General features: G+C 37.9%; 19 protein-coding genes. 3 read left to right on the plus strand and 16 right to left on the minus strand.

Translation table 11 applies throughout. The features are described 5' to 3' along the window. Positions 1-17: 17 nt before the first annotated feature. The 7 genes from CEQ21_RS06510 to uxaC all read right to left on the minus strand — a co-directional run bounded on the left by CEQ21_RS06510 (position 18) and on the right by uxaC (position 7,949). Complete coding sequence (locus CEQ21_RS06510; protein ID WP_185763772.1) at positions 18-1,286, minus strand: nickel pincer cofactor-dependent isomerase, group 22; 1,269 nt, start codon at positions 1,284-1,286, stop codon at positions 18-20. 261 nt (positions 1,287-1,547) lie between these two features. Beyond that, positions 1,548-2,399 (minus strand): sugar phosphate isomerase/epimerase family protein, encoded by an 852-nt coding sequence (locus tag CEQ21_RS06515; RefSeq protein ID WP_185763773.1) that lies wholly within the window; start codon positions 2,397-2,399, stop codon positions 1,548-1,550. Next, positions 2,353-3,408: a Gfo/Idh/MocA family protein gene (locus tag CEQ21_RS06520; RefSeq protein WP_185763774.1), complete on the minus strand. Its 1,056-nt coding sequence runs from the start codon at positions 3,406-3,408 to the stop codon at positions 2,353-2,355. Before CEQ21_RS06520 ends, CEQ21_RS06515 begins: the two co-directional genes overlap by 47 nt. A 20-nt stretch (positions 3,409-3,428) precedes the next feature. Beyond that, positions 3,429-4,595, minus strand: a complete 1,167-nt coding sequence (locus tag CEQ21_RS06525) for a Gfo/Idh/MocA family protein (RefSeq protein ID WP_235907188.1) — start codon at positions 4,593-4,595, stop codon at positions 3,429-3,431. Continuing rightward, positions 4,592-5,479: a sugar phosphate isomerase/epimerase family protein gene (locus CEQ21_RS06530; RefSeq protein WP_185763775.1), complete on the minus strand. Its 888-nt coding sequence runs from the start codon at positions 5,477-5,479 to the stop codon at positions 4,592-4,594. Before CEQ21_RS06530 ends, CEQ21_RS06525 begins: the two co-directional genes overlap by 4 nt. 14 nt (positions 5,480-5,493) lie before the next feature. Next, complete coding sequence (locus tag CEQ21_RS06535) at positions 5,494-6,342, minus strand: AraC family transcriptional regulator (RefSeq protein WP_185763776.1); 849 nt, start codon at positions 6,340-6,342, stop codon at positions 5,494-5,496. 200 nt (positions 6,343-6,542) lie between these two features. After that, positions 6,543-7,949, minus strand: a complete 1,407-nt coding sequence (gene uxaC / locus CEQ21_RS06540) for a glucuronate isomerase (RefSeq protein WP_185763777.1) — start codon at positions 7,947-7,949, stop codon at positions 6,543-6,545. 235 nt (positions 7,950-8,184) lie between these two features. On the opposite strand from uxaC, the gene CEQ21_RS06545 reads away from it, so the two are divergent. Further along, positions 8,185-9,354 (plus strand): ROK family transcriptional regulator, encoded by a 1,170-nt coding sequence (locus tag CEQ21_RS06545; protein WP_185763778.1) that lies wholly within the window; start codon positions 8,185-8,187, stop codon positions 9,352-9,354. 375 nt (positions 9,355-9,729) lie between these two features. Here CEQ21_RS06545 and CEQ21_RS06550 read toward each other — a convergent pair whose 3' ends face one another. From CEQ21_RS06550 to CEQ21_RS06575, 6 genes are all read right to left on the minus strand, one after another. Beyond that, positions 9,730-11,133, minus strand: coding sequence for an MFS transporter (locus tag CEQ21_RS06550; protein ID WP_185763779.1), 1,404 nt, complete (start codon positions 11,131-11,133; stop codon positions 9,730-9,732). A gap of 351 nt (positions 11,134-11,484) precedes the next feature. Next, complete coding sequence (locus tag CEQ21_RS06555) at positions 11,485-12,219, minus strand: alpha/beta hydrolase (protein WP_185763780.1); 735 nt, start codon at positions 12,217-12,219, stop codon at positions 11,485-11,487. 9 nt (positions 12,220-12,228) lie between these two features. Continuing rightward, positions 12,229-13,224 (minus strand): FecCD family ABC transporter permease, encoded by a 996-nt coding sequence (locus tag CEQ21_RS06560; protein ID WP_185764122.1) that lies wholly within the window; start codon positions 13,222-13,224, stop codon positions 12,229-12,231. 13 nt (positions 13,225-13,237) lie between these two features. Continuing rightward, on the minus strand, positions 13,238-14,248 hold the full coding sequence (locus CEQ21_RS06565) for a FecCD family ABC transporter permease (RefSeq protein WP_185763781.1): 1,011 nt from the start codon (positions 14,246-14,248) through the stop codon (positions 13,238-13,240). A gap of 63 nt (positions 14,249-14,311) precedes the next feature. Further along, positions 14,312-15,274, minus strand: coding sequence for an iron-hydroxamate ABC transporter substrate-binding protein (locus CEQ21_RS06570; RefSeq protein ID WP_419181572.1), 963 nt, complete (start codon positions 15,272-15,274; stop codon positions 14,312-14,314). 88 nt (positions 15,275-15,362) lie between these two features. Further along, positions 15,363-16,979, minus strand: coding sequence for an ABC transporter substrate-binding protein (locus tag CEQ21_RS06575; RefSeq protein WP_185763782.1), 1,617 nt, complete (start codon positions 16,977-16,979; stop codon positions 15,363-15,365). A 120-nt stretch (positions 16,980-17,099) separates the two neighbouring features. On the opposite strand from CEQ21_RS06575, the gene CEQ21_RS06580 reads away from it, so the two are divergent. Beyond that, positions 17,100-17,915 carry an alpha/beta hydrolase gene (locus tag CEQ21_RS06580; protein WP_185763783.1) on the plus strand — a complete coding sequence of 272 codons (816 nt, stop codon included), beginning with the start codon at positions 17,100-17,102 and terminating at the stop codon, positions 17,913-17,915. A 403-nt stretch (positions 17,916-18,318) separates the two neighbouring features. On the opposite strand, the gene CEQ21_RS06585 is transcribed toward CEQ21_RS06580, so the two are convergent. Further along, the gene (locus CEQ21_RS06585) at positions 18,319-19,188 is read right to left on the minus strand and encodes a dihydrodipicolinate synthase family protein (protein ID WP_185763784.1); all 870 of its coding nucleotides are present in this window, start codon (positions 19,186-19,188) and stop codon (positions 18,319-18,321) included. 192 nt (positions 19,189-19,380) lie between these two features. Here CEQ21_RS06585 and CEQ21_RS06590 point away from each other — a divergent pair, with 192 nt between their 5' ends. After that, complete coding sequence (locus CEQ21_RS06590; protein ID WP_185763785.1) at positions 19,381-20,757, plus strand: MocR-like pyridoxine biosynthesis transcription factor PdxR; 1,377 nt, start codon at positions 19,381-19,383, stop codon at positions 20,755-20,757. Between the two features lie 342 nt (positions 20,758-21,099). On the opposite strand, the gene CEQ21_RS06595 is transcribed toward CEQ21_RS06590, so the two are convergent. Then, the gene (locus tag CEQ21_RS06595) at positions 21,100-23,181 is read right to left on the minus strand and encodes a TerD family protein (protein WP_185763786.1); all 2,082 of its coding nucleotides are present in this window, start codon (positions 23,179-23,181) and stop codon (positions 21,100-21,102) included. A gap of 209 nt (positions 23,182-23,390) precedes the next feature. Next, positions 23,391-24,311, minus strand: coding sequence for a hypothetical protein (locus CEQ21_RS06600; RefSeq protein WP_185763787.1), 921 nt, complete (start codon positions 24,309-24,311; stop codon positions 23,391-23,393). Between the last annotated feature and the right edge of the window lie 42 nt (positions 24,312-24,353).

The raw sequence follows: 24,353 nt of genomic DNA on the forward strand, positions 1-24,353 counted from the left end.
TCTTCTCTCCGTTTCCTCTAAAATAAATTGCCTTGCTCATTGAAAGGAATTTCTTTAAGATCCGTAATTTGCTCCATATTTGGATGGGAGCAAACATAATCTAGTAAGCCTTCAGAAACTTCAATCTCACTCAGGACTAACGTGTTTTTTATGCGCACAAGTTTGACATCGTTAAAATTTAAGATATTGCAAGTTTTAACTGCTGCTTGAAAAGTCATTCTATCATTAGGCAGCGTCGTGGCAATTTTTGTTGGTGCTACAACAGTGGAAGTCAACCCGTTAGCATAAGTTCCTTCTCTGTCCATCTTGTCTAGTAACCGTTGTGTGGTGAAATCAGCCGTTCCAACACCATTCGCATTTCCCTCTGATTGGGGTGTCACATCTAACACGACCATCTTGTTAACATCTGGTCCTCCTGATGCATATGGGGTAGGATAGCGGCCAGTAATATTAGGGTCCATTCCGTCACCACTGATATTTTTGCCAATTTCATCAATTACAAGGACATCGAGCTGGTCAAAAAAAAGCTTTGGCAATAATGTCTTTGCTGCTTTCTGTAAGTCCGGCTCTTTAGCAATGACCTCATCAGGTGTCAGCACTTCAACGATTGCAATCTTATCAAAGGCATTTTCGACTGTCGCCACACCGAAAAGGAAGGGAGTTTTCGCCATTATCACCTTTGCCATTGCTGGAACGTTTTCAGCCATATACTTAAATCCCATTTGATGACATGCCTCAGCCCCTTTTTGCTTACCTAAACCGATGCTTATCATCTTCATAATGCCGCTTTCGACAGGACCTCGAAATGCTGTATGAGGTTTTACGCGGTTAATCACAACGATGCCGTCTGCCTGCAAAGCGTATTTATCTACATAAACAGGCAGCCCATTCGCAAGTCTGCCAACTTCAACCACTTCCATAGTGGACCGAATCTCAGCTCCTACTGCTTCCTGCGTTATTCCAAGATGCTCTAAAACAGCCCGCTGTCCTTCAGCCGTTGCACCACCATGACTGCCCATGCTCGGGACAATAAAAGGCTTTGCGCCTAAATCTTTTAGAAACTTCACAGTTACAGCTGTTAGCTCGATAATTCGATCAAGTCCCCTGCTTCCAACTGCAACGGCAATTTCCATGCCTGGCTTAATAGTTTTTCCTATTTTCTCTCTTTGCAATTTTTCCATTAAGACTGACGTAAGATCATCTATTTTGGCATCATCAAAGTTAACCTTAACTTTTGCCATTTTTGGAACTGGAATGTCTTGTAATAATACTTGAAGAATTCCCATCCGTTTTTTCCCTCCTTTAATCACCTGATTTGTTTGTAACCCCTTCCATTTATGCTGAAAAAAATATCCACTTATTCTCTAATTCTACTATTTTATTAATTTGTTTAGCAAACTAACTAATTAATTTAATCTTAACACTATAGGTAATTTGCGTCAATTATTATTTACTAAGTAAACATAGGAACGACCTACAACCAAAGAGAGAAGTCCCACTATATTAGGACCTCTCCCTTATAAAGCTTAACATTTACAACCTATCTATCAGAACAATTCAGCATATCCTAATTGTTTAAGATAATCTCCTGACTCTCTCAGACAATCAAATGGATCTCTGCCATATGTGTCGTCTTGTTCAATCAGAAAATATTGTACACCACTGTTTATCCCGGCTTCCATAATCCCTTTAATGTCAAGATTACCTTGTCCGAGCTCTGCAAATTCAATATTACCCGTAAATTTGTTCATAAAATTGGACATATCCTTTAAATCACCTAAGTCAATCTGGCCGACTCTGTAATCCTTTAAATGAATGAGTGCAACACGTCCTGCAAATCGATTAATAACATCAATCGGATTTGCTCCGCCTCTTTGTGCCCAATGTACATCAAGCTCAAAGCCTAGGTTTGAAGTTTGCTCCTTCATGATATCAAGCAGAGAAATCCCGTCATATTTCTCAAACTCAATATGATGGTTATGGTAATACAGCTCTATATTATGCTGTTTGAGCCGTTCTGCCATCTTCTCTGCTTCAGCAATATATGCCATAGCCTTGCTCTTATTTCCCATCAGATTAACAGGCATCATGCCAATTCTTATAAAATTGCAATCTAATGTTTTACAGTCACTGACAATCTTATCAAAGTCTGTTGATAACGATTCGCCTTGGCTGCCAGGCATGGAATCAAGGGGGGCACTGATAGCTGCAATCTTGATGTTAAAGTCTAAGCCTGCTCTGCGTAGTTCGGCAACATTTTCAGGTGTCATTTGAATTTGTGTCACCTCCACAAAGTGGTAACCAAGCTCATGGATAGATCTCATAGTTTCATAAACACCTATTTCTTCTATCTTACTTTTCAAATTGAACATTTGAACTCCAATTTTCGCGTTGTTCATCCTTTAGCTCCTCCATTCTGACACGTCTTTTTTCTTCTGACGATTGCCTGATTGCATCAATCATTTTCATCGACATAAGGGCGTCCTTTACATGGGTATATTCGTCGCTGTCTGCAGCAATGCAACGATAGAACCGATTAATCAGCTTAGCGTGGCTTGCTCCATAATAGAATTTCGTCCCAGGAAGCTTGTCATCTGTCACTAATTCTATCTTTTTGTCCTCGTCATCAGCTCTTGTTAAAATACTGTCCTTAATGGTAAACTTTTCGTCCTTGAATGTTACTTGCAGCTCTACACTTGAGTTTCGTTCATTCGTAATTGTCGCAAAAAACAACCCTGTTGCTCCATTGGAAAACTGAATATGAGCACTTGCTGTATCCTCTACTTCAATTCCGTAATCAAGTAATTGATCAATAGATCCTCTTATTGATTCGATTTCTCCGCCAAGCAGCTGCATTATATCCAAAGTATGAATCGATTGGTTAATCATCACACCACCGCCGGCATCATCTATCTTGCCACGCCAAGGCTTTGTGTCGTAATAAGCCTTAGGCCTGTTCCACGTCACCAGACCCTTAATTCCTAAAATCGGTCCATAATTGCCGTTTTTAATCATGTCGTTCAGGACTTCAAATGTTTTATTGTACCGATTCTGTAAACACACACAAATCTTGACATGCTCATGCTCTTCTTCTAGCTGCACTAACGAATAACCCTCTATATGATTTAAGGCGACAGGTTTTTCAAGAAAGACATTAATCCCCTTTTCTACACAGGCTTTTGTAGCAGGATAGTGAAGATAGTGCGGCAAGCATATATGGACACAATCCAGCACTTCCTCTGCTATCATTGCTTCATAGTCATTGTAATAGTTCACATTTGGGAATAGGCTTCGATGTGCTGAAGCAATATCGCATACTGCCGTTAATTCCACATCTGGGTTAGCTTCTATGGCGGCTAGGTGAATCTTTGAAATATCGCCAAGTCCGATTACAGCTGCTTTCAGCATTCAATTCTCCCCTTCACATCTTAGCTTTTGATTGGGTTTCGTTTCTCTTCTGCTATCTTTTTATTTAATTCTGCTAGATACACCTCTTCATCAATCGGAAGCTCTACTTCCTTGTCTAACCAGCTTGAAAGATGAATCGCATTTGCCAGTGCAACCCCATTTATGCCATCAGCACCACTCGCAATAAGCGGCGTTCCGTCGATAATATTAGCTGCAAAGTTTTCTAAAACAGCAATATGCTGCTCTCCCCAAACACTCTCGAATTCTAGCACTTCCTCTGTAAAGAGTTCGTCGGTGTTGCCGCCCATAAATATTTTCGCCACATCATGCATACTCATGGTTGCACTCATTTCTGACTCTGGTTTAGCAAGGCGTTTAATCGTAATTTTCTTGCTGTCATCAACAACGATTTTTCCGTTATCACCTAGTATTTCAAACCGATCAGTACCAATGAGATCATGTGTACATGTTATGAATACACCTGTTGCGCCATTGCCGTAATCAAGCAATGCCGTCACTTCATCCTCTACAGCAATATTGCGCTGGAAGCCATATTTCACATTAGAATATACTTTCTTGGGCATTCCGCAAATCCATTGAAGCAAATCAATTTGATGTGGTGCCTGATTGACAAGTACCCCTCCGCCTTCTCCTTCCCAAGTTGCTCTCCATGCTCCTTGATCATAATACCCTTGCGGCCTCCACCATGTTGTTATCATCCAGTTTGTACGGCGAATGCTGCCGATTTCTCCACTATCTATTAAACTTTTTAGTTTTTGATAAAGTGGATTTGTCCTTTGATTGAACATAATCCCAAATGTTAATTCAGGCTTTGTTGCTGCAAAGTCGTTCATTTCTTTGACTTGTTTTGTATACACACCTGCTGGCTTTTCAACAAGTGCATGCATCTCTCTTTTCAGTGCTTCAATCGCCATTTCAGGATGCAAATAATGAGGAACACAAGTGACAATTGCATCTACTGCACCGCTTTCAAGCATTTCAATATAGTTATCATAAAAAGGAATGCCAGCAAACTTCTCGGACGCTACAGACTTTTTCGCGGGATCAATATCACAAATAGCTCCAAGCACCATATTCGATACTTTTCCCTCTGCCAAATAGTCAGCGTATGCTCCGCCCTGTGCTCCTAATCCGATCACACCTAATCTCACTTTGCTTCCCATCATACTTCCTCCCTGCTTGAAATTTTTTTAAGGATTTCCAACAACGCCTCATATTGCAGCTTATATGCCTCAGCACCCGTAAGCGCTTTATTATTTTCGATAAAGTGAAGCGATTCTTCCAGCTCCAAGTCCTTTAACGACTCGAATAATACAAGATGCGGCTCAAGTGTCAAAAAGCCTTTATAGCCATTGTCAATTGCTAGTGCAAGAATCTCAGGAATCCTCCCTTGACCCGTGCCACACACTACATTCTGTCCAGTAGCTGAAACTGCATCCTTAATATGAATATAGCTGATCTCATCCTGCAGAAGATCATAGCATTGTTTTGGCTCCTCCCCACACTGAATAAAGTTAGCAAAATCAAATATCGCTTTAAAAGAAGGAGACCCAACCTCATGTAATATCTCTTTACAACGAATACCAATATCTCCATAAATATCCTTTTCATTTTCATGCAGCAAAATTACCTCATATTTATTGGCAATCTCGGCAAATTCCTTTAATTTACTTATAACAGTATCTCGATAGAAATCTGCTTCTTCCCCTTTCGGTATATAAAAGCTGAAAATACGGATATAATTGCAATCAAGTAAGCTGCAAATCTGGCATAATGTGTGCAGCATTTGCTTTTGCTCATCAAAGCCGCTTTCATCATCAATAAGAATTTTCCCGATTGGCGAGCCAATCGAAGAAACACCAATCCCAGCCTTTTGCAAACGTGGTAAAACAGCTTCCCTTATTTCCTCTACCGAAAAGTCACCAATATTTCTGCCGTCAATTCCGCGCAATGATATGTATTGCATGCCGAGCTGCTTCACAACCTCAAGCTGTGTGTCAAAATCAGCTGAAATCTCATCTGAAAATCCTGAAATCAATAGTTCATTCATATTCGTGCATCCTCCTAAAGATTTTTTTTCAGTTTAAGTGTTCGATACTTCTTTGCCGTATTTCCTACCTTCTCCTTGAAATACCTGCTGAAATGGGAGATGTTTTCAAAGCCTGATTTGTGTGCGATTTCGGATAATGTAAGATGTGGCTCGACCTCCAGTAAATATTTAGCATTGTTAAGACGACACCCCATCAAGTACTCCATTACAGTAAAACCAGTGATTTCCTTAAAAACATGTGATATATAATACTTACTTAGATTGCGTTCCTTAGCTAATCTGTCCAAACTGATTTTTTCTGTAAAATGATCATCAATCCAAGCTGCTATCATTTCTGCATGAATTTCCTTGTCTGATCTTTTTACTGGGTTCATTTGCAAATCATTATGACTCAGTTTATAAATTTCTACTAGAAGCTGAACAAGCTCCAGCTTCACTTGTGCCTCTTGAATGTCTGCTTGACCAAACCCAGGTTTATCATTGCTTGCAAATAGACTGCAAATTTTGCTCATTTTCTCTTCGACGAGCTTTGCAGAACGATCGTAATTTGTTCTTAGGAGACAGTTGTTCAGTTTTCGAAAGGGAGCAAGCAAAATCTCCATGCCAAGGGCTTGCAAAATTTCTTGTAAATAAGCTGGTGAAAAGTGGACGACACTTCTAACATAAGGAGTATTTAAGGATGGATTCGGTTTATGCAGGGTCAATCCGTCCATCAGTAAAATGTCTCCAGGCTGAAGTTCATAAATCCGGTTATTTATGAGATATTTGCAGTCTCCAGAGTGAAAAAAATAAATTTCGTATTCGCGATGTGAATGAAATTCAAAGCCTGCCGGCTCCATTCCTCGCATCCTGTAATTTGCCAATAACCATTGCTCCAGTAAAAACCACCTCTTTAAGGTAAGCGTTATCATTTTTTATTAAAAAATAAGTATCTGCTTCTATTGTATTGCTTTCTGAAGCATAATACATTCGCCAAAACTGCTGAGTTTTGCTGTTTTTTTTACTGATATTGCTTTTTAGAAAGCAATTTCAGCAAAAATTATTGAATCGCACTTTCTAGTAATTATCTTACTAGAAAGTAGCGTTCTGCATTATGGAAGCCAATGTTTTGAATTATTTCCTCCAGCAGCTCGGAATCATGCGGGATCAATCCGTTTTCCGCCCAATTGCCGATAATATTACAAACAATCCTGCGGAAATAATCATGACGCGCATATGATAAGAAACTCCTTGAGTCTGTCAGCATCCCAATAAAATGACTCAACATCCCAACATTTGCCAAGTCCTTCATTTGCCTTTCCATGCCATCGATATGGTCATTGAACCACCAGCCTGAGCCAAATTGAATCTTTCCTGCTACACCTTTTTCTGAATAGTTTCCAACCATGCCAGCTAGTACTGCATTGTCTTTCGGATTAAGATTGTATAAAACCGTTCTCGGCAAGGCATCCTCCTGGTCAAGTGTATCAAGGAACGCAGCCAGTCCATGAGCATGATTCTCCTCTCCAACTGAATCAAAACCGGTATCTGTTCCAATAAGTTTTTTCATTTTTGTGTTAGTGTTGCGCAGTGCACCTATATGTAATTGCATGACCCATTGTTTTTGTGCATACATTTTGCCAAGCTCTTTCAACAAAAACGAACGATAGCATATTAGTTCATCTTCAGATAGCTGGATTCCCTTTAAACCTTTATCAAAGATGAAGTCTATTTCTTCCTTTGTTGTGGATACATAATCCATTTTAGGGATATCATGATCTGATGCACGTCCCCCGTTTTCATGAAAGTAAGCAACTCTGTCTTTAAGTGCAGCCACTAAGCCGTCTATATTATCAATCTGCATACCAGATACGGCTGCTAATTTCTCTATCCATTCACTGAATGTCGGTCTTTCAATAAAAAGTGCTCCATCAGGCCGGAAGGTAGGAGCGATGATTGTCTTAAAGCTGTCATCTTTCGTTAATAATTGATGGTATTGTAATGAAGAAACAGGGTCATCTGTTGTTCCGATGAATGTAACATTTGATTTTGCTATTAATGCCCTTGCCGTATATTGTGCTGTCTGAAGCATTTCATTGCATTGCTCATAAATTTCTTGTGCTGTTTTTGGACTAAGCAGTTTATCAATTCCGAAGTACATTTTCAGCTCCATATGTGTCCAGTGATACAAAGGATTTCCAATCAAATACGGCACGGTTTCAGCCCAAGCCATAAATTTCTCCCAATCACTGGCATCTCCGGTTATATACCGTTCATCAACACCGTGTATACGCATCACTCGCCATTTATAATGGTCTCCACCAAGCCATAACGCTGTCAAATTTTCGTATGTTTTATTCTCCCAAACTTCTTGCGGATCTAAATGACAATGAAAATCAAAGATTGGTAAACTACTAGCAGCATTTTCATAAAGCTGTTTTGCCGTATTGCTATCCAGCAAGAAATCAACATCAAGAAACTTTTTTTTCATGTGCTTCCCTCTTCCTTTCCGTTGTTTTTTAAAAACAATTGTAAGCATTTACATTTTACTTTATATTAATTTGTTCACTAAACTAATTAATTACACCCATAATGTAACATGTTTATATTTGTTCGTCAATGACGATAACACAATTAACACTCGTTTAATTAAGTTAAATGTTGCTGGTATAATACGGGTAGTCTAATATTAAATATATCAATATATAAAAACACTGGAGGATTACATGATTACTGGTGATGCAGCATACATAAAGAAACTCAATCGCTCCTCAATAATACGAAATATCATTAAAGAAGGAATGATATCACGAGCTGATTTATCTAAGGTTACAGACTTAACAAGAGCGACAATTTCTGTTCAGGTGGCGGATCTTCTTGCTGAAGGTTTAATTGTCGAAACACAGCTTGAGCATAATTCAGTTGGCCGAAAACCGATAATGCTGTCCTTGAACGGTCATGCTGGATACGCTCTTGGCATTGATCTCGACAGCGGAAAGATCTCTTTCATTCTGTCAGACCTTCTCGGACAGCCCGTTTCCACTAAATCTGTTAAATTGCAGACAAATGATTATGCTAAGATTTTACCTATCCTTATTGAAGAGATAAAGGCGTTCCTTAAGAGTACGCCTGAAAGCGAATATGGAATTGTCGGCATTGTCATCGCAATTCACGGGTTAGTGTCAAAGGATGAGAATATCCATTTTGTTCCTCGTTTGGACTGGAGCAACATCCATTTGAAGGCAGATTTGGAGAAGGAAATAAACATTCCCATTTATATAGAGAACAATGCTAATCTTTGTTCCTTTGCAGAACGTGTCTATCAGCACCATGAGACAGATTATTTATTATGCACCACTCTTTACTCTGGTATTGGTATCGGCATGATGATGAATGATGCGTTTTTCCGAGGCCATGATGGTTTTGCCGGGGAAGCAGGCCATATGATTATTGTTCCTGGCGGTAAGCCTTGTAATTGTGGAAACAAAGGCTGTTGGGAAAAATATGCATCTGAAGCAAGTATATTTGACCATTTATCTTCAGCAAGGAAGATTGAAAACCTGACCTATGATCAAATTCAAGCTTGGATTGAAAATGGTGATCAAGAGGTAATAGACTTAATGGAACAGCTTATTTATTATCTTTCCATCGGACTGAATAATTTAATTAACATGTACAATCCTGATACACTTGTGCTGGAAAGTGATTTGCTGCGAATTTATCCTGATTCGTTAAAAAAAATCCAAGCTAACCTTTCGTCTTCCACAAGTCATTATCAAGGGTTATTAATTTCTCCACTTGGGAAAGGTGCTGTCGTTTTAGGAGCGTGTGCGTTAGCAATCAAAAATTTTTTGGATGTACCTATGCTTAATTTTACGCTTGAAAACGATGCTTAAGATAAAAACGAAGCTCCTACTGTGTATAGGGGCTTCGTTTTTTTAAAAATTAAATAATAATAAAATAGGCTGGGACAAAACAAAAGATTACCTTTCTAAACACGAATAATAAACTTACATCTGAATTTGAAAAATGAAGCTTGTGACTAAATAGAATATAGATTTAAAATTAGTTCGTTTCATTTCGCGCTCGTCCTCGCCTGCGGGGTCTCATCCTTTCCTCTATTTCCCGCAGGAGTCGAGTTGCCTCCGCTCCATTCCACTCAGATTTCTAATTATTGTATTAAAACTAAAAACCGAACTATCTAATCAGTAGTTGATTAGTAGTTCAATTTTTACGTTGCTTCACATACTTATGTTCCAGCCTCTTCCAGTTTATTTGCCAGAATTTCTTCTATCAGCAAGATCTTGTGCAAGCTGCAGGGTTTTCTTTTTACTGAGCGGGTACAAGAACACTAGCAGCAAGAATACTAAAAATAATGTGCCTGCCGTCAAAAGGGTTGCAAGTGTATGAATGCCCTGAAGAGTGCTTTCTGATTGCACATCCATAGATGCATTATAACCGACTGCAGCAAGGGCTGTACCGCCTAATCCCCCGGCAACTGCTTGCCCTACCTTTCGCGCAAATGAATAGATAGAGTAAATCGTACCGTCTTCCTTCATGCCTGTTATAAATTCATGATAATCAATGACATCTGTGACAAATGCCCAAACGACAATACCAAAAAAAGAGAATCCAAACATTCCAACAGCAGATATCGCAAGGAATTGAATAGCACTAATGTCTGCTAAGAAATAGAGTAGTAGATAATCAATGACGGAAAGCAGTAAACCAGCGGCCGCCACCTCTTTTTTTCCAAAACGTGCGACGAGCGGTTTTGCGATCAATATCGCAATAAACATGGCTGCTGTCGCAATCAGTCCGGAAATACTTAATGCTTTAGCATTGTCAAAATAGTTCTTGAACAAATACACATCGACTGCTCCCTTTAACATGGAGCTCATAATAAATACTAAGGAAGCAGACAGAATGATAAGCAGCGGCTTATTTTTCGCAACCCCTTTTAAAGTAAGCTTAAGAGAGGTTTTACTCCCCTTTCTCGTTTCCGTTATCCTTTCGGTAGACATCCTATAGCATGCCATATAACAAGCAAGGGAGAGGATAGCAAAAATTATTGCTGCTAAGAAAAAACGGTTTGGATCTGCTTTATTGTCGACAAATATGATAAGCGGACCTACCACGTTAACAATTAATCCTGCTAATGTCGCTCCCATAGTCCGGAAACTAGACAGAGAAGTACGCTCAACAGGATCACTTGTGATGACAGAAGCCATTGATCCGTATGGAATGTTCACTGTGCTATAAAGTGTTCCCCACAAAATATATGTCACAAAGGCATATGCTTCATAAAATCCTGTTGACATGCCAGGGATATGTATAAACATCAACACACCCGAAAAGACGAGAGGAAATGACATTCTGAAAATCCATGGTTTAAACTTGCCGTGTTTGCTTGGCTTTCTCGTATCGATAAAACGGCCCCATGTTACATCAGCCACTGCATCCCAAAGGCGGGCAATCAGAAAAACCGTTCCTACCATTGCAGGGCTAAGACCAAATACATCTGTGTAATACACCATAAGAAATGAACCTACTAAAATAAAAAAGAAATCATTGCCGAAATCACCAAACAAATAGCCTAACTGATCTTTCATTCCAAATTTTTGTACTTTCCTGTCTACATCCGGTATTTCTAGCTCTCTATTAGTTTGAGCCATCAGTATCCCTCCATACAGAATTGTAATTTGTGACGGAAATTTCAAATAAATCAGTTTGTGCTTATGCCATTGTCTCAAGAGGTATTAAAGTCTAGCATGCAGAACATCCTCACAATCGAAAACCGGCTCCTCCCCTCTACCTAAAGAATTGTAAACCCTTACATTTTTTAAAAAATGCACTAACCAAAATCAATTGTTATTAAACATAATTAATTTGTTTAATGAACTAATTAATTGGTCGTTATTAGATTAACACCCTCTTACTCGTTCGTCAAACACTTTTTTGAAAGCGTTATTATTTTTAGGACAGGATATAAATAATGCGATGTCTTCATTAAAGAAGCATCGCAATCATTGCCTGTATAGCCAGCGTACAGCTTCGAAAAATTGTTCGATAAAGAATTCACGATGGTGATTAGCAAGGAGCCGCATTTCAAAATGCAGGCTGTCCTGTAAGAACCCCTTTTGTTTAAAGATGTCATTAGCGTTTTTTACAGCTTGAACCATGTTATTTTGAATATTCGTTTTTCCTTTTCCTTCTTCACTGCCAACATATAAATACAGCTTCTTCCCCTCAATTTTGCAGTCTTGTGTTTCCATGTATTTAAGTATGTCTGGAAACCATAAGGATGGGGAAATTAAACCGTATCTTCCTATTTTGTTACCTGTTGTAAACAGTGCAAACAGTGTGATTAGGCCACCTAGAGAGGCGCCAAGCATACCTGTTTCCTTCATATCCGGAATTGTGCGGTAGTTGCTATCCATATATGCTTTAATAGAATTCTTCCATTCTTGCAAATATCGATTTCCTTCTCCCTTAAAAGCTGGAAAACCTGATGTTAAGCTCTCTGCAGGCCACGGAGTATACTCATGAAGTCTATCAATCGGTTCCATACCAATAAAAATCACTTCTTTCATTTCTTGGCGGAAATAGCTTTCTTTTAATCTTTCGAGATTATGGGAAAATAAATAGTGGCCATCATGCACATACACTGCTGGATAACGATGATCTGTTTGATGGTAGCTGGGAGGCAAATAAATATACAGCTTCCTGCCACCAACGGTTCTTTCAATAATCTCTTCCATTTTTGCCTCCTACACTTTCGCTTTAACTAATAAAAAGATGAAATATGGTGCACCGATTATACTTAGAATAATCCCAACAGAAATCTCTGCAGGCGCGACAACACTTCTGCCGATAAAATCAGCTACTGTCAGGAGCAGCATACCGACAAGCCCACAAACCAGCAAGGAATGGCGGTGCTTTAAACCGACAAGAAGTCTTGCAATATGAGGACAAATAAGGCCAATAAATCCAATGCTTCCAGAAACAGAAACACAGGAGCTAACTAAAACGACTGCACCTGCCATTAACAGCCATTTTTCTTTCTCGACCTGTATACCAAGCCCCTTCATCACATTTTCTTGCAGTCTAAATAAATCAAGCTTGAAGGCTTTAATGATAATAAATGGCACGACAAGCAAAAACCAAGGCAGAATCGCAACAACATAAGTCCATGTAGCATTATAAATTGTTCCGTTGAGCCAAACTGTTGCCATTTCAAAATCCTGTGCTTTCATCTTCAAGGATAGAAACATTGAAAGAGAACCAAAACCTGTACTAATAGCAATCCCCGTTAAAAGCAGCCGCTGGGAGTCAAGGCCGGTAATTCGATTCCATGCTAACAGGAAAATAATACTTGCCGCAAATAACCCGCCGACCATTCCAATCAGCGGCATAAGCAGCTTCATCAACAACTGATCTCCAGAAAAGGTGCCTTGAAAAAGGAGCATATATGCAACAATAAAGGCTCCTGCTCCACTGTTTATGCCGAGAATAGCTGGATCTGCCAGCCCGTTCTTTGTTATCCCCTGCAGGACTGCACCTCCAACTCCAAGTCCAAAGCCAATCAGTAAGGCAAGCACAAGTCTTGGCAGTCTTAATTCGAAAATAACTAAATCTATATCCTCCTGTTGCTGCAAGCGGAAGATACTTTCAAAGAATTGTTTGAAGGTGATTGGATACACGCCATTTGTGATGCTGTAATACCCCGCTGCAAGTATTAACGCAAGTAAGACAGCAACAATTATGTAAAATCTTTTATTAAACACGTTGAGAGCCTCCTCCCTTCCGTTTGATTAAATAAAGAAAGAAAGGAACACCGATGATGGATGTTATGATGCCAATAGGTGTTTCAAACGGATAGTTGACAAACCTGCTGATCACATCACAGAAAACCAAAAATACTCCTCCAAGTATGCCAGCACACGGGATAACTGCCCGATAGTCGCTGCCAACCAGATATCTCGTAATGTGGGGAATAATCAGTCCAATAAAGCCTATCTTTCCAACAAGCGCAACAGAAATTCCAGTCATTAAGCCGACAGCTGCCATTGAAAACAGCTGAATCCAGCGAGTTTCTTGCCCTAATCCTGTTGCCAAATCCTTGCCTAAGGATAGGATTGTCACTGATTTGGACAAAAGAATGGCGATTATGATACCGATTATGCCAAATGGAATGACAAAGGTTAGTAAATTCAAATCAATTTGGTGAAGTCTCGCATTGTACCAAAAGCTCATTGTTTGCGATACTTGAAAATAGGAGGCAAGACTTGAGGATACCCCGCTAAGAAATGTCCCAATGATAGTCCCGATAATTGCCAGCTTGACAGGCGAGTACCCGTTCTTAACGAAAGCTGCCAAGCCCATAACAAGGGCTACACCAAACAGAGAGCCTAAAAACGAAAGGCATAATAATTGAAAGGAAGACAAATTAGGCAAAAAAATAAACGAGATTGTAATAAAAAAGGCAGAGCCGTCTGTCACACCCATAATCGATGGTGACGCTAAGTAGTTTCTCGTAATCCCTTGCATTAACGCCCCTGATACTGCCAGCAATACCCCAATAAGCAAGGCGCCGACTGCTCTTGGTATTCTTGATGTCCTTACGATTGTCTGCTGCATATTTTCTTGATCATAGTGAAAAATAGCCGCAAAAATATCTTTAAAACTCGTATCTGTTGCCCCATATCGAATCGATAGAAGGATTACTACTGCAAATAAGACTGGTGATAATAGGATAATTAAATAGGTTGCTAGTTTTTTATGATACATACCGATTCACCTTTATAAACAATTAGTACTTGTCCGGCAATTGCTGGACAAGTACTTGTTATTTTACAGACCTAATTCCTTTTTAAATGCTGCAAGGAAATTTGTTTTGCTCCAAGCAGTACCGCCTGCTGCCATCGGATCAATGACATTTTCATATACATGACCGTCTTTCACTGCATTTAAATTCTTCCAAATTGCATTGCTCTCTAAATCCTTCAATGCATCTTTATTTTCCTGATTTTCGGAATCCTCAAATTGAACAAACAAATAATCAGGATTCATTTCTGCTAATTTTTCCAGGGAGATTTGCTCCTGTGCTTTAGCTGCTTTCACCTCTTCAGGAACAGTAAGACCTAAATCTGTGTAAAGAACAGGATTGAAATAAACACTTTCTGGATAAATAGTAATGCTGCCATTACGTACTCGGAACATCAGCACTTCCTTATCACCTAGTTTTTCAGTAACTGCAGTTTTTGTCTCCTTCACATTTGCTTCATAATCAGCAATATACTTTTCTGCTTCCTCTGTTTTGTTCGTAATTTCTGCCAACACAAGCAGATTATCCTTCCAATGTGTAGAAATATGAGAAATCGGAATCATTGGCGCAACTTTATTCAAGCTATCGGCAACATCTGCTTGGAACTTGCTCGTACCAAGAATAACATCAGGTTTTAATTGCAGTAATTTTTCTGTACTTGGCTGGAATTTATCACCAATTTCCTCTGCCTCTGACATAGAATCACCTAAAAAGGCCGGAAACTCGCCACCGGTTGCAACTGCCCCAACTGGTTTAACACCTAAAACTGCAGAATCCTCCATTGCTTCCTGACTTGCTGCAACAATTTTTGTACTGTTGCTTGGAATTTCATATTCTTTATCTAAGAAAGTAATCGTTTTTGTTGTATCAGCACTTGCCTCTTCTGACGCAGCTGCTTGTTCATCAGTGCTTGCAGATTCTTCTTTCCCGCAGGCTGCTGCTATAACTAGCAGTATTCCTAACATTATAATAAGTGCATATTTTCTCACGAGTATCTTCCCCTTTATATAGTCTAATTGATATTGATAACCACTATCAATTAGGATTATACAAAACTATCTTTTATTGGAACATGGATTATTTCCTCTCTTTTCCTTGGACTTTTTCCGTAACCAACTCTACTAAATTATCAATAACCCGGATATGCGAGCTTGCAGAGCATTCATTCCACGGGTCTGATTGGATAAAATATACCTGCTGACATTTGACTGCCTCTATATTGTTCCACTCTGGCGATTTCCTTAGCTTCCTCCAATATTTTAGTGTGTCTTCATCCTGCCGTATATTCAGCAGAATAAAATCAGGCTGTAATTTGATAATCTTAGCTAGCGTAACGCCCTCATTATGCTTCCATTGAACTCTAGCTTGAGATGAAGCAATCTGCAATTCTTCAAATATAACTTCAATAGCTGTTCTAGAGCGATTTAAATAAAAATTATCCTTGAAAAGGCTGATGACTAGTCCTTTCTTATCATTGAAATAGGGAGTTAATTGGACAGATGTACGCTCAACATGCCTTTCATAGCTATCCATCCACTCCTTCGCTTCTTTTGTACAATTCAAAAACTCTGCAATTTGGAAAAACTGCTTTTTCCAATTGTCATTTTCCGAATAATAAAAGACAGAAGCGATTTTTTTCAATTCTGCCTTTTCCTCTGCAGTTATATCCTGCTTCGCAATGATTAGATCTGGCTTTGCCTCTTGTAGCTTTGCAATGTTTTTTCCCCATTCCGTATGTTTTCGATATGACTCAAGGTGAAAGATAATATCATCTTTAAATTGTTCATAATAGTCAAGTGTCCATTTCGGATGAATAGGTGCGGCATATGGAAGTATTTGCAGTGCAAGCAAATGTCCTGTTGTTGCAAAGTCATATGAGGCGATTTTCCGGTTTCGCTTCTCACGATATGCTGATGGAGATATACCGACAGCTTGTTTAAATTTTCTGCTCAAATAAAATTCATCTGCATAGCCAACAGAGCTGGCAATGATACGAATACTGTCCTTTGTCATTAATAATAACTGCTTTGCCTTATTTACACGCAATCTTGTAATATAGTCGCTAACTGTACTACCATATTGTTTTTTAAACATTTCTGAGTAGTATTTCGGACTAAGCTCTGCCTGTTGTGCCAGCGTATCAATCTTTATCTTTTCATTGAAATGCATATCCATATATATTTTTGTTTCCTCGATTGCTAAGAGAGTATCATTAGGTGTTACGTGCTTTTTATATGATAATAAATGAAAAAATATTTCATTTAGCTTTGCTTTTTGCAGGAAATGCAGGTGTGGAATTTCCTCTCCTTTAAGGCGGTATAAATCCTCTATTAAATTCACTATTACTTGTTGGAAAGGAAGCACTTGTTGCTGAATACATGCCAAGCTGTCTAAGCAGGGCTGAGCCTCATCTTTCTTATCCTTTAAAAATACTTGAAAGGAAACAAGATAATAATCCACTTCACTAGCAAATGTTAGTTTATATGTACTGCCTGGCGGTATTAAAAGCAGCTGATGGCTTGCAAATTGCTTTACTTCTTTATTAATCGTAAATGTGCCCCTGCCAGCATGAATATATATTAATTCAAAATAAGAGGTGATTTTATTTTCCTTACTTTGCTTCTGAATACGATTAATACTGTTAAAATCTAGGTATGTTTTTTTCCAAATATTATTATTTTTTATGCTTGCCACTTGTTTTCCTCACCAGTTCCCTTTAAAATATGGTTGATATTGATAATCATTGTCATTAATAATACCAAAATTTATCCAATTAATAAAGATAACCTATCAAATATGGAAATGGAGAAAACTATGCTAACAGAGCCATATGCTTTACCTCACACGGAAACCTGGTCTATCTGTTCACAAGAAATGAAGCGTATTTATAAAATATTTGTGTCTGTTCCTGATTCACCGCCACCTGATGATGGCTTTCCGATTATGTATGTGTTAGACGGGAATTCTGTTTTTGCAAGTTTTACCGAAACGATGAATCTGCAAACAAGCAGAGCAGACATAACAGGCAAAAAACCGCATATTATTGTCGGCATCGGCTATGAAACAACTGGTCCATTTAATGACAATAGATATTATGACTTAACGTTTTCACCAGACATTGATTTTTTATCGTATTACCCTATTGATAGAGAGCTGCCACAAGCGGGCGGCGGCGAGTACTTTCTGACGTTTATTGAAAAAGAATTGAAGCCGCAAATTGAACAAAAGTACGATGTCAATAAGGAGAAACAGGCGATTATCGGCCATTCTCTTGGTGGATTATTTGTCCTATCAACATTGTTCACATCGCCTTCGTCGTTTCAATATTATATTGCCAGCAGTCCTTCCATCCATTGGAATGAAGCGTTTCTGAACACAGCAAAGCAGCAGTTTTTGGCAAGCGAGATGAAAGCGAATCTGCTGATTACGAGCGGAGAATTGGAAAGAGATCATTTTTCACAAATGAACGAAAAAGCGAAAATGCTTAATGATGAGCTTCAAAAACATACTACTGCCGTGTTTAAAAGTGAATTCCTCGAATTTCCCGGTGAAGATCATATGACTGTTCTTCCGCCGCTCATTAACAAATCGATACTTTTTGTTAATGATATAAAAACGCAAATTAAATAACTGGGTTGATTTTGCTTGATGTGTATGATATGAGAAATAAGAAAGGCCAAGGAGCGGTAGCTCCTTGGCCTTGGCAATATATTAGATTAGGAAGAAGAATCACCCTTGCGTTTGTGGCGTAGAGTGGTTTTTCTTTCTTTGCTCTTTTTCCTTTTGCCTTCTAAACGCCTTGTGTAATCCGCAGCAACTATGTAGTTTTCTTCTAATATACAAATATTTGTAGGTTTTTTTTATTTCAAGTTAACGCAGTAAATGAGCGTTAATTCTTCTTAAATTGCAATCGAATAAATAAAAAAATACGTCAAAACCCATTCTCACCATGGCCTTTAACGTATATCAATATGATTACTTGTAGTTTTGTTATCCCTTGTTTATCCTTCTTCAAACGAGTACTTTTTTTAATCTATTCAAAAAAACCCTCAATTTTTATTTGCTCCTCTTTGTTTAAAACAGAAATTGGTTCCCGACATATCCCTGCAGGTACATTTTGCTTTTCTAATATATACTTAATTGCTCGAAGTGTTCCTATCTCTGTTATAGTCTTCATATTAGGTGACAGTTTAGAGATCAACTCCTTTGCTTCATTAATATTACCAAACTTTATTTGTGCAACTATCTCATGTATTTCGTTAGGAAATACATTTCCCAAAACACTGGAAATACCATTAAAACCGAGTTCCGCATCTTCTACAATAGTTTGGTCTGATCCAGTTAATACAATAAATTCTGAACCGAGGTTTTCTTTTACTAGCTTTACAGTAGCTCGATCACCCGCTTCCTTTAATGCAATAATTTGAGGGAACTGTTTAACTAATTTAAGTAATGTATCCATATTTAAAGTAAACCCCGTTCTTGGAGGGTTATTATATAGCATAATTGGTAAAGAAGTATTTGAACAAATCCTTGCTGCATAATTGAAGGCTTCCTCTTGATTAATTCGAAGGTATGGGGGGAAACCTAACATAATTCCATTAAAACCAGCTTCTTCTGCTGCAATGGCCAATGCTATTGCATCTTTAGTTTGTACTGCTGCAACTCCTCCATAAAGTAGAAAATTATCTTGCGCCGCTTCTTTTACTTTATTATATAAAGTCATACGTTCTTCTATAGTCATAGAATGCTGCTCTCCTGTAGATCCACTGATCAGTAAGGAGGGAACATTATTCTTTTTATAATAAAAAATTAATGGCGGTATACTGGCTAGATTAAGCTGTCCTTCATAAGTAAACGGTGTTACCATAGCAACACTAAATTCAAGAAAAGGATTTTTCATTTCAAAGTCTCCTTATATATTTTTCTTCACTGCTTCCGCCACTTAGTATAATATTTCTAAAAGTAACCTTAGTAAGATTTCTTTTTGCTTATATCCTTCAACCTATAAATGGCTTCAAAAAGATTTTATACTGCAATGTGACATTAAAAAAGGTACAATTATGAACAAATAAACATGTCAAGGGTGGTATTAATGAAAAATACTATTTTTGCTCTTAATGAAAACACACCGAAATATAAACAAATTTACGAGCAGTTTAAATTTTATATGGAGAATGGAAATATTTCCGTTAATGAACAGCTGCCATCTATTCGTCAGCTTGCTGACTCGCTTTCAGTAAGTAGAAATACTACGCTTAATGCTTATGAACAACTTTTGGCAGAAGGTTACATTCGTAGTGATGGACGTAAAGGATATTTTGTAAATGACTTAGATCCGCTTTTATATCAAAGTGCTAAAATGCCAATTAAGAGTGAGAAAAAAGAATTAAGAGATGCTTGCATTGATTTTCGAGCAGGAACCGTAGATCAAGAGCATTTCCCACTAAAAAATTGGAGAAGACTGACGAATCAAGTTCTAACCTTGCAACATACCTTTCAATATGGCGATCCTTTTGGTGAGGAATGCTTACGTGAACAAATTGCAGCATATTTATTTCAGTCTCGTGGACTCAAAACAAATGCAAATAACATCATTATCAGCAGTGGCACTCAGCAAATGTTAATTAATTTAGGGAAGATTTTGAGAGAGAATTTCTCTAGCTTTATTGTGGAAGATCCAGGCTATGTTGGTGCTAGAGAAGCTTTGAAGTTTCATGATTTCACATTGGAAACCGTACCAGTTTTTGAAACAGGTACAGATTTTTCTAACCTAAACCAGAAGAAATCACGACTAATTTATGTAACACCCTCTCACCAGAGTCCAATAGGCGTTAGTATGTCCATACAAGAAAGGTTGAAGCTTATAAATTGGGCCAGTGCTAGACAAGGATTTATTATTGAAGATGATTATGATAGTGAATTCCGTTATACACAACAACCATTCCCAGCATTAGCTTCCATTGATTTAACCAGAGTCATTTACTTTGGGAACTTTTCGAAATCTTTTCTTCCTGGAATACGTATAAGTTATATGGTTCTTCCAGAATTATTAATAAACCAGTATAAAAAGCAATTTTCTCTTTTTGAATGCCCTACTTCGCTTCTTAATCAGATTGCAATGGCCAAATTCATGAAAGATGGTGAATGGAATCGTCATCTTAAACGAATGCGTCTTGTTTATAAGCGGAAAATGAATTATATCGTTTCAGAATTAAAAAGTCAGTTCAAACAGACTATAACTATAATTGGTGAACAGTCTGGGCTTTTTGTTTTAGTTAAACTTCGTCTTAACCGCTCTGAAGAATGGTTAATAAACCAAGCTTCTTTATATGGAGTAGCAGTGTATCCAACCTCCATATACACGATAGAAAATCACATGAATGAGCCAACTATAAAGCTTGGATTTAGCAACCTGACATGTGAAGAAATTCAGTTAGGGGTTCAGCTTTTAAAAGAAGCTTGGACATAAAAAAACCGCGTAGTCGTTAGTAAATTTACTAACGCTTACGTGGTTCTTTATTAAAGATAAGGGGAAATTAGTCAGTCGTTAAAATATCCAATAAATCAACACTTTTTAAATCCGCACTTCAACTCATCAATCAGGATAAAACCCCAAAACTACAATAAATAAAGCCAGACCCTAATAAGAGCCTGACTTTACAAGGAAACTGCCGTACCTAAGTTCGATAAAACTTGAGAGTTTAAGAAGGAAGGTATGGCATAGCCTTAAATCAATCGGGAAAGCTATCCATCTAACATTTTACAAGATACGAGAGTTAGAAGGAAGATGGATAATAGCCCAATATGTATTTTATAGATAATCTGAAACAATGATATCCAAATCAAAAGGAGTAATCCCTTTATCAACAGAGAATACTAAATCTGCTTCCTCTATCTTATCAGAAAGTTCTCCTCTTGCCTCAATATGAAGCTTAAATAAATCATATAAGTTTGGTTTGACGAGTGTGGTTAACGCCTTCCCCATCAAAACCATACCCATTTGATTTTCTTCTACATTATTAGCATATTCAGGTTCAGTACGAAGTGCAATATCTGTCCAAATAACTTGATTCTCATATAAATCGAGAATCATAGGAATACAAATCATGGAATCTGATGTAATATCCAGTTTGTTCTCAACTGTTTTTGGTTCATATATTTCCCCGGAATTAGGATCTTCTCTGCTCATCCAGCCCATAAAGCATTCTGGCAGCTGATTAAAAGCTTCCCCGCTGAAAGAATGTATAGAAAACACTACATATCTTCCGCCAAAATTTCGGACCGACTGTATGTCTAAATCAATGAACTCACTTGCGCCAGCTGGTGCTGATGTAATATCTCCGCTGTGACATGATTTATACTTAGAAGATCTTAAATGTGTATATGAAACATGTTCCAAGTATCCCCATGATTCATCATACATAACAGCAGATAAATCGATATCTGTGCCCCATTCATTTGACCCGTCTTTCCAATATATAAAGGTTCTAATTGTATTCGTTGACTCAGCTATATCTATCTTTGAGCCCCTGACAACAGATTTTAACGACTTATTGGCAGAGCGCTGCGAAAATGGAACAATATAATTTTTGAGCGCTTCATCCAAATAGACCTTTCCAAGCGGTTCCTTTTGCTTGTATGCTTCAATCAAGCTTTTTTCGCAGACTGAGACAGCAGCTTCGCAAACATTTGCGTCTATTGCAGGCAAGGTATAATCAATTACATACATCTTAGCAACATTGCCTTTAGGGAAAAACGACCTCTTTTCTTTGTCTTCATTTCTATGCTTGAAATGCTCTCTTACTTGCAGCAGTACTGTCGTCTCGACTTTATCAGCCACTAGCTGAAAGCTGTCTATCACAGACTGAGGTTTGAGATGCAAGCGTAGAAGCTGATCAAGCTTGCGGGCAAACTCCCCAGGTCTGCTTGATAATAACCTAATCGCCTCGTCTATTTGGTTATTTTGCAGTGCCTGTGCCACAAGCCCATTAAATGTAGGAATATCCTCATTGTTTCTCAGCTTTGAAAATGCTTCGTTCACTTTTGTAAATTGCTTGTATTCTGCAGGATGCAGTCGCTCCCCTAATCTAATCCATCTGTTTTTATATCGCTTCATATCCTCTTCTATGCTTCCGCAATTTTCAAGTAAAGCTAGTAATAAACGCCTTTCTTTTCTTTTAAAGCTCTTAAAGCGTGTATTTGCTGCTAAACTGATGTCTCCATCAGATAGAGAAACTGCAATCCTTAACACGTCTGTCGCCGTTTTAACATATGGAATCAGCAGTTTGTAGTTAAGGCTGTTTTCGACTGTTAATTTTCCGAGCAATGCAACATTCTCCTTAAGAGGAATGTCTTGCGGAATTATTTGCTCTACATGTTCTGGCAAACTAGCAAACACATCTGCTAAATCTTCCCTATCACTTTCTGATAAAGATGTTTTTGAAGAGAGAAGGTTCCGGAAAATCGTCAGAAAATCATTCATTGATCCAAGGGCAATCAGCTTTAGTTTTGTCCTGTCATACAATGGAAATCTTGTCTGCTGTTCATATTCAGGCAAAATCGTACCAAAAGAAGCGTAATGAATAAGCGCATTTATATATAATTCTGCATCACTTGCTTTCATTACCTGTTGTGGAAAATCAGGATACATTGGCTTATAGGTCTTATCAGCACCCAATAACTCTTGCAAGCTATGGATAGTGGTTAAATAGAATTCGTTAAGCTGGTCTGTGGAATATGTATAAAGGATATCTATGACAGGCTTTGACAGTGAATAGCCCAGTGACTCGAAATTAGCTGCGATGGTGGCTATATAATGGAGTTGCGGTGTGGGTTCCTTGCTTTTGTTAAGTATGAGTTTGGTTTTTCTTCGTAAGTAGATTTGATTAATCATTATTCACCTCTTATAAATAAATACCTTTCTAGTTATAACATTGTTTAGGAGGAAAATAAAATAATAACTTACAGTTTTATTATAATTTGGGAATTTTATAGTTTATATATATAATGAGGCAGGCTTTTCAAAGGTTTAGCTTAGAATGGCAAATTTCAAGGGAACAATCAGTATCCCCCTTATTTATTTTATTAATACAGTATTCAATATTAAAATTCCTCTTCATCCTCAATAGGAGTGATATCAAAAAGATAATCTGTGAATTCAGTTCCTTCCCAGCCTTCTTGAACGATATTACCTTGTTCATCTGTCTCCTCGCTCATCTTCTTCAGAGCATTTGTGGAAATATAATAAGCTTCAACTGGCAACTGTTTTTCATCTAATTTCTTTATTTCTCCATTTGAAATGACATGTGGTTCATTTTCGGTAAAGCCATATTGTGATCTTTCTCCGAAACCGAATAATTTATATGAAGAAAACTTACCTTTGGCAATTGTAATATCTTGAATATCAAGCAAATCCAAATTTCCGAAATAATACTTTGTATCAACTAGAAACACAAATTGGCTCCATGCTTCATGATGACTTTTAGATATTTCGTATTCTTTCTTATCTGTAGAGTATTGAATTCTATAATAATTATACTCATTGTCTGCTTCCCCAATCATCTCCCAGCTTAAGTCTGTTATTTTGCCAGATTGGGTATAGTTCATCCTAAAATTATCGAGCTTTATATTACTCTCTTCTAGTTTTAATTCCTTCGTAACCAATTCATTCTCGTTAGCAAAATCAATTGTATACGCCGATTCTAATTCATGCTCAATTGTTATCGTACGGCTTTCCCACATATCCACAGTAATTGGTGTAATCCATTGAACAATGATAAATATGATGAAACCAAAGATGGCTGCTTGTCGTTTAATATCTGCATTTACCTTAGGCCGGAAAAACAGTAAATAGATAATTAAACCAAGCGGCAAGGCAATTCCATTAAATTTAAATGCAAATACACCTAAAATATAATAACCAATTATTTTTAATGGAAATTTTGCTTCTGTATCACGCTTTTTCTTGATTAAATACACTAACCCTCCAACAACTAACACGATGTAAACGATAGATGCAATCACGCATGAGTCCCCCTGACTGGAGAATTTTTTGGATTTCTCCAG

This window comes from Niallia circulans (genome assembly GCF_007273535.1).
Classification (GTDB): Bacteria; Bacillota; Bacilli; order Bacillales; family Cytobacillaceae; genus Niallia; species Niallia circulans_B.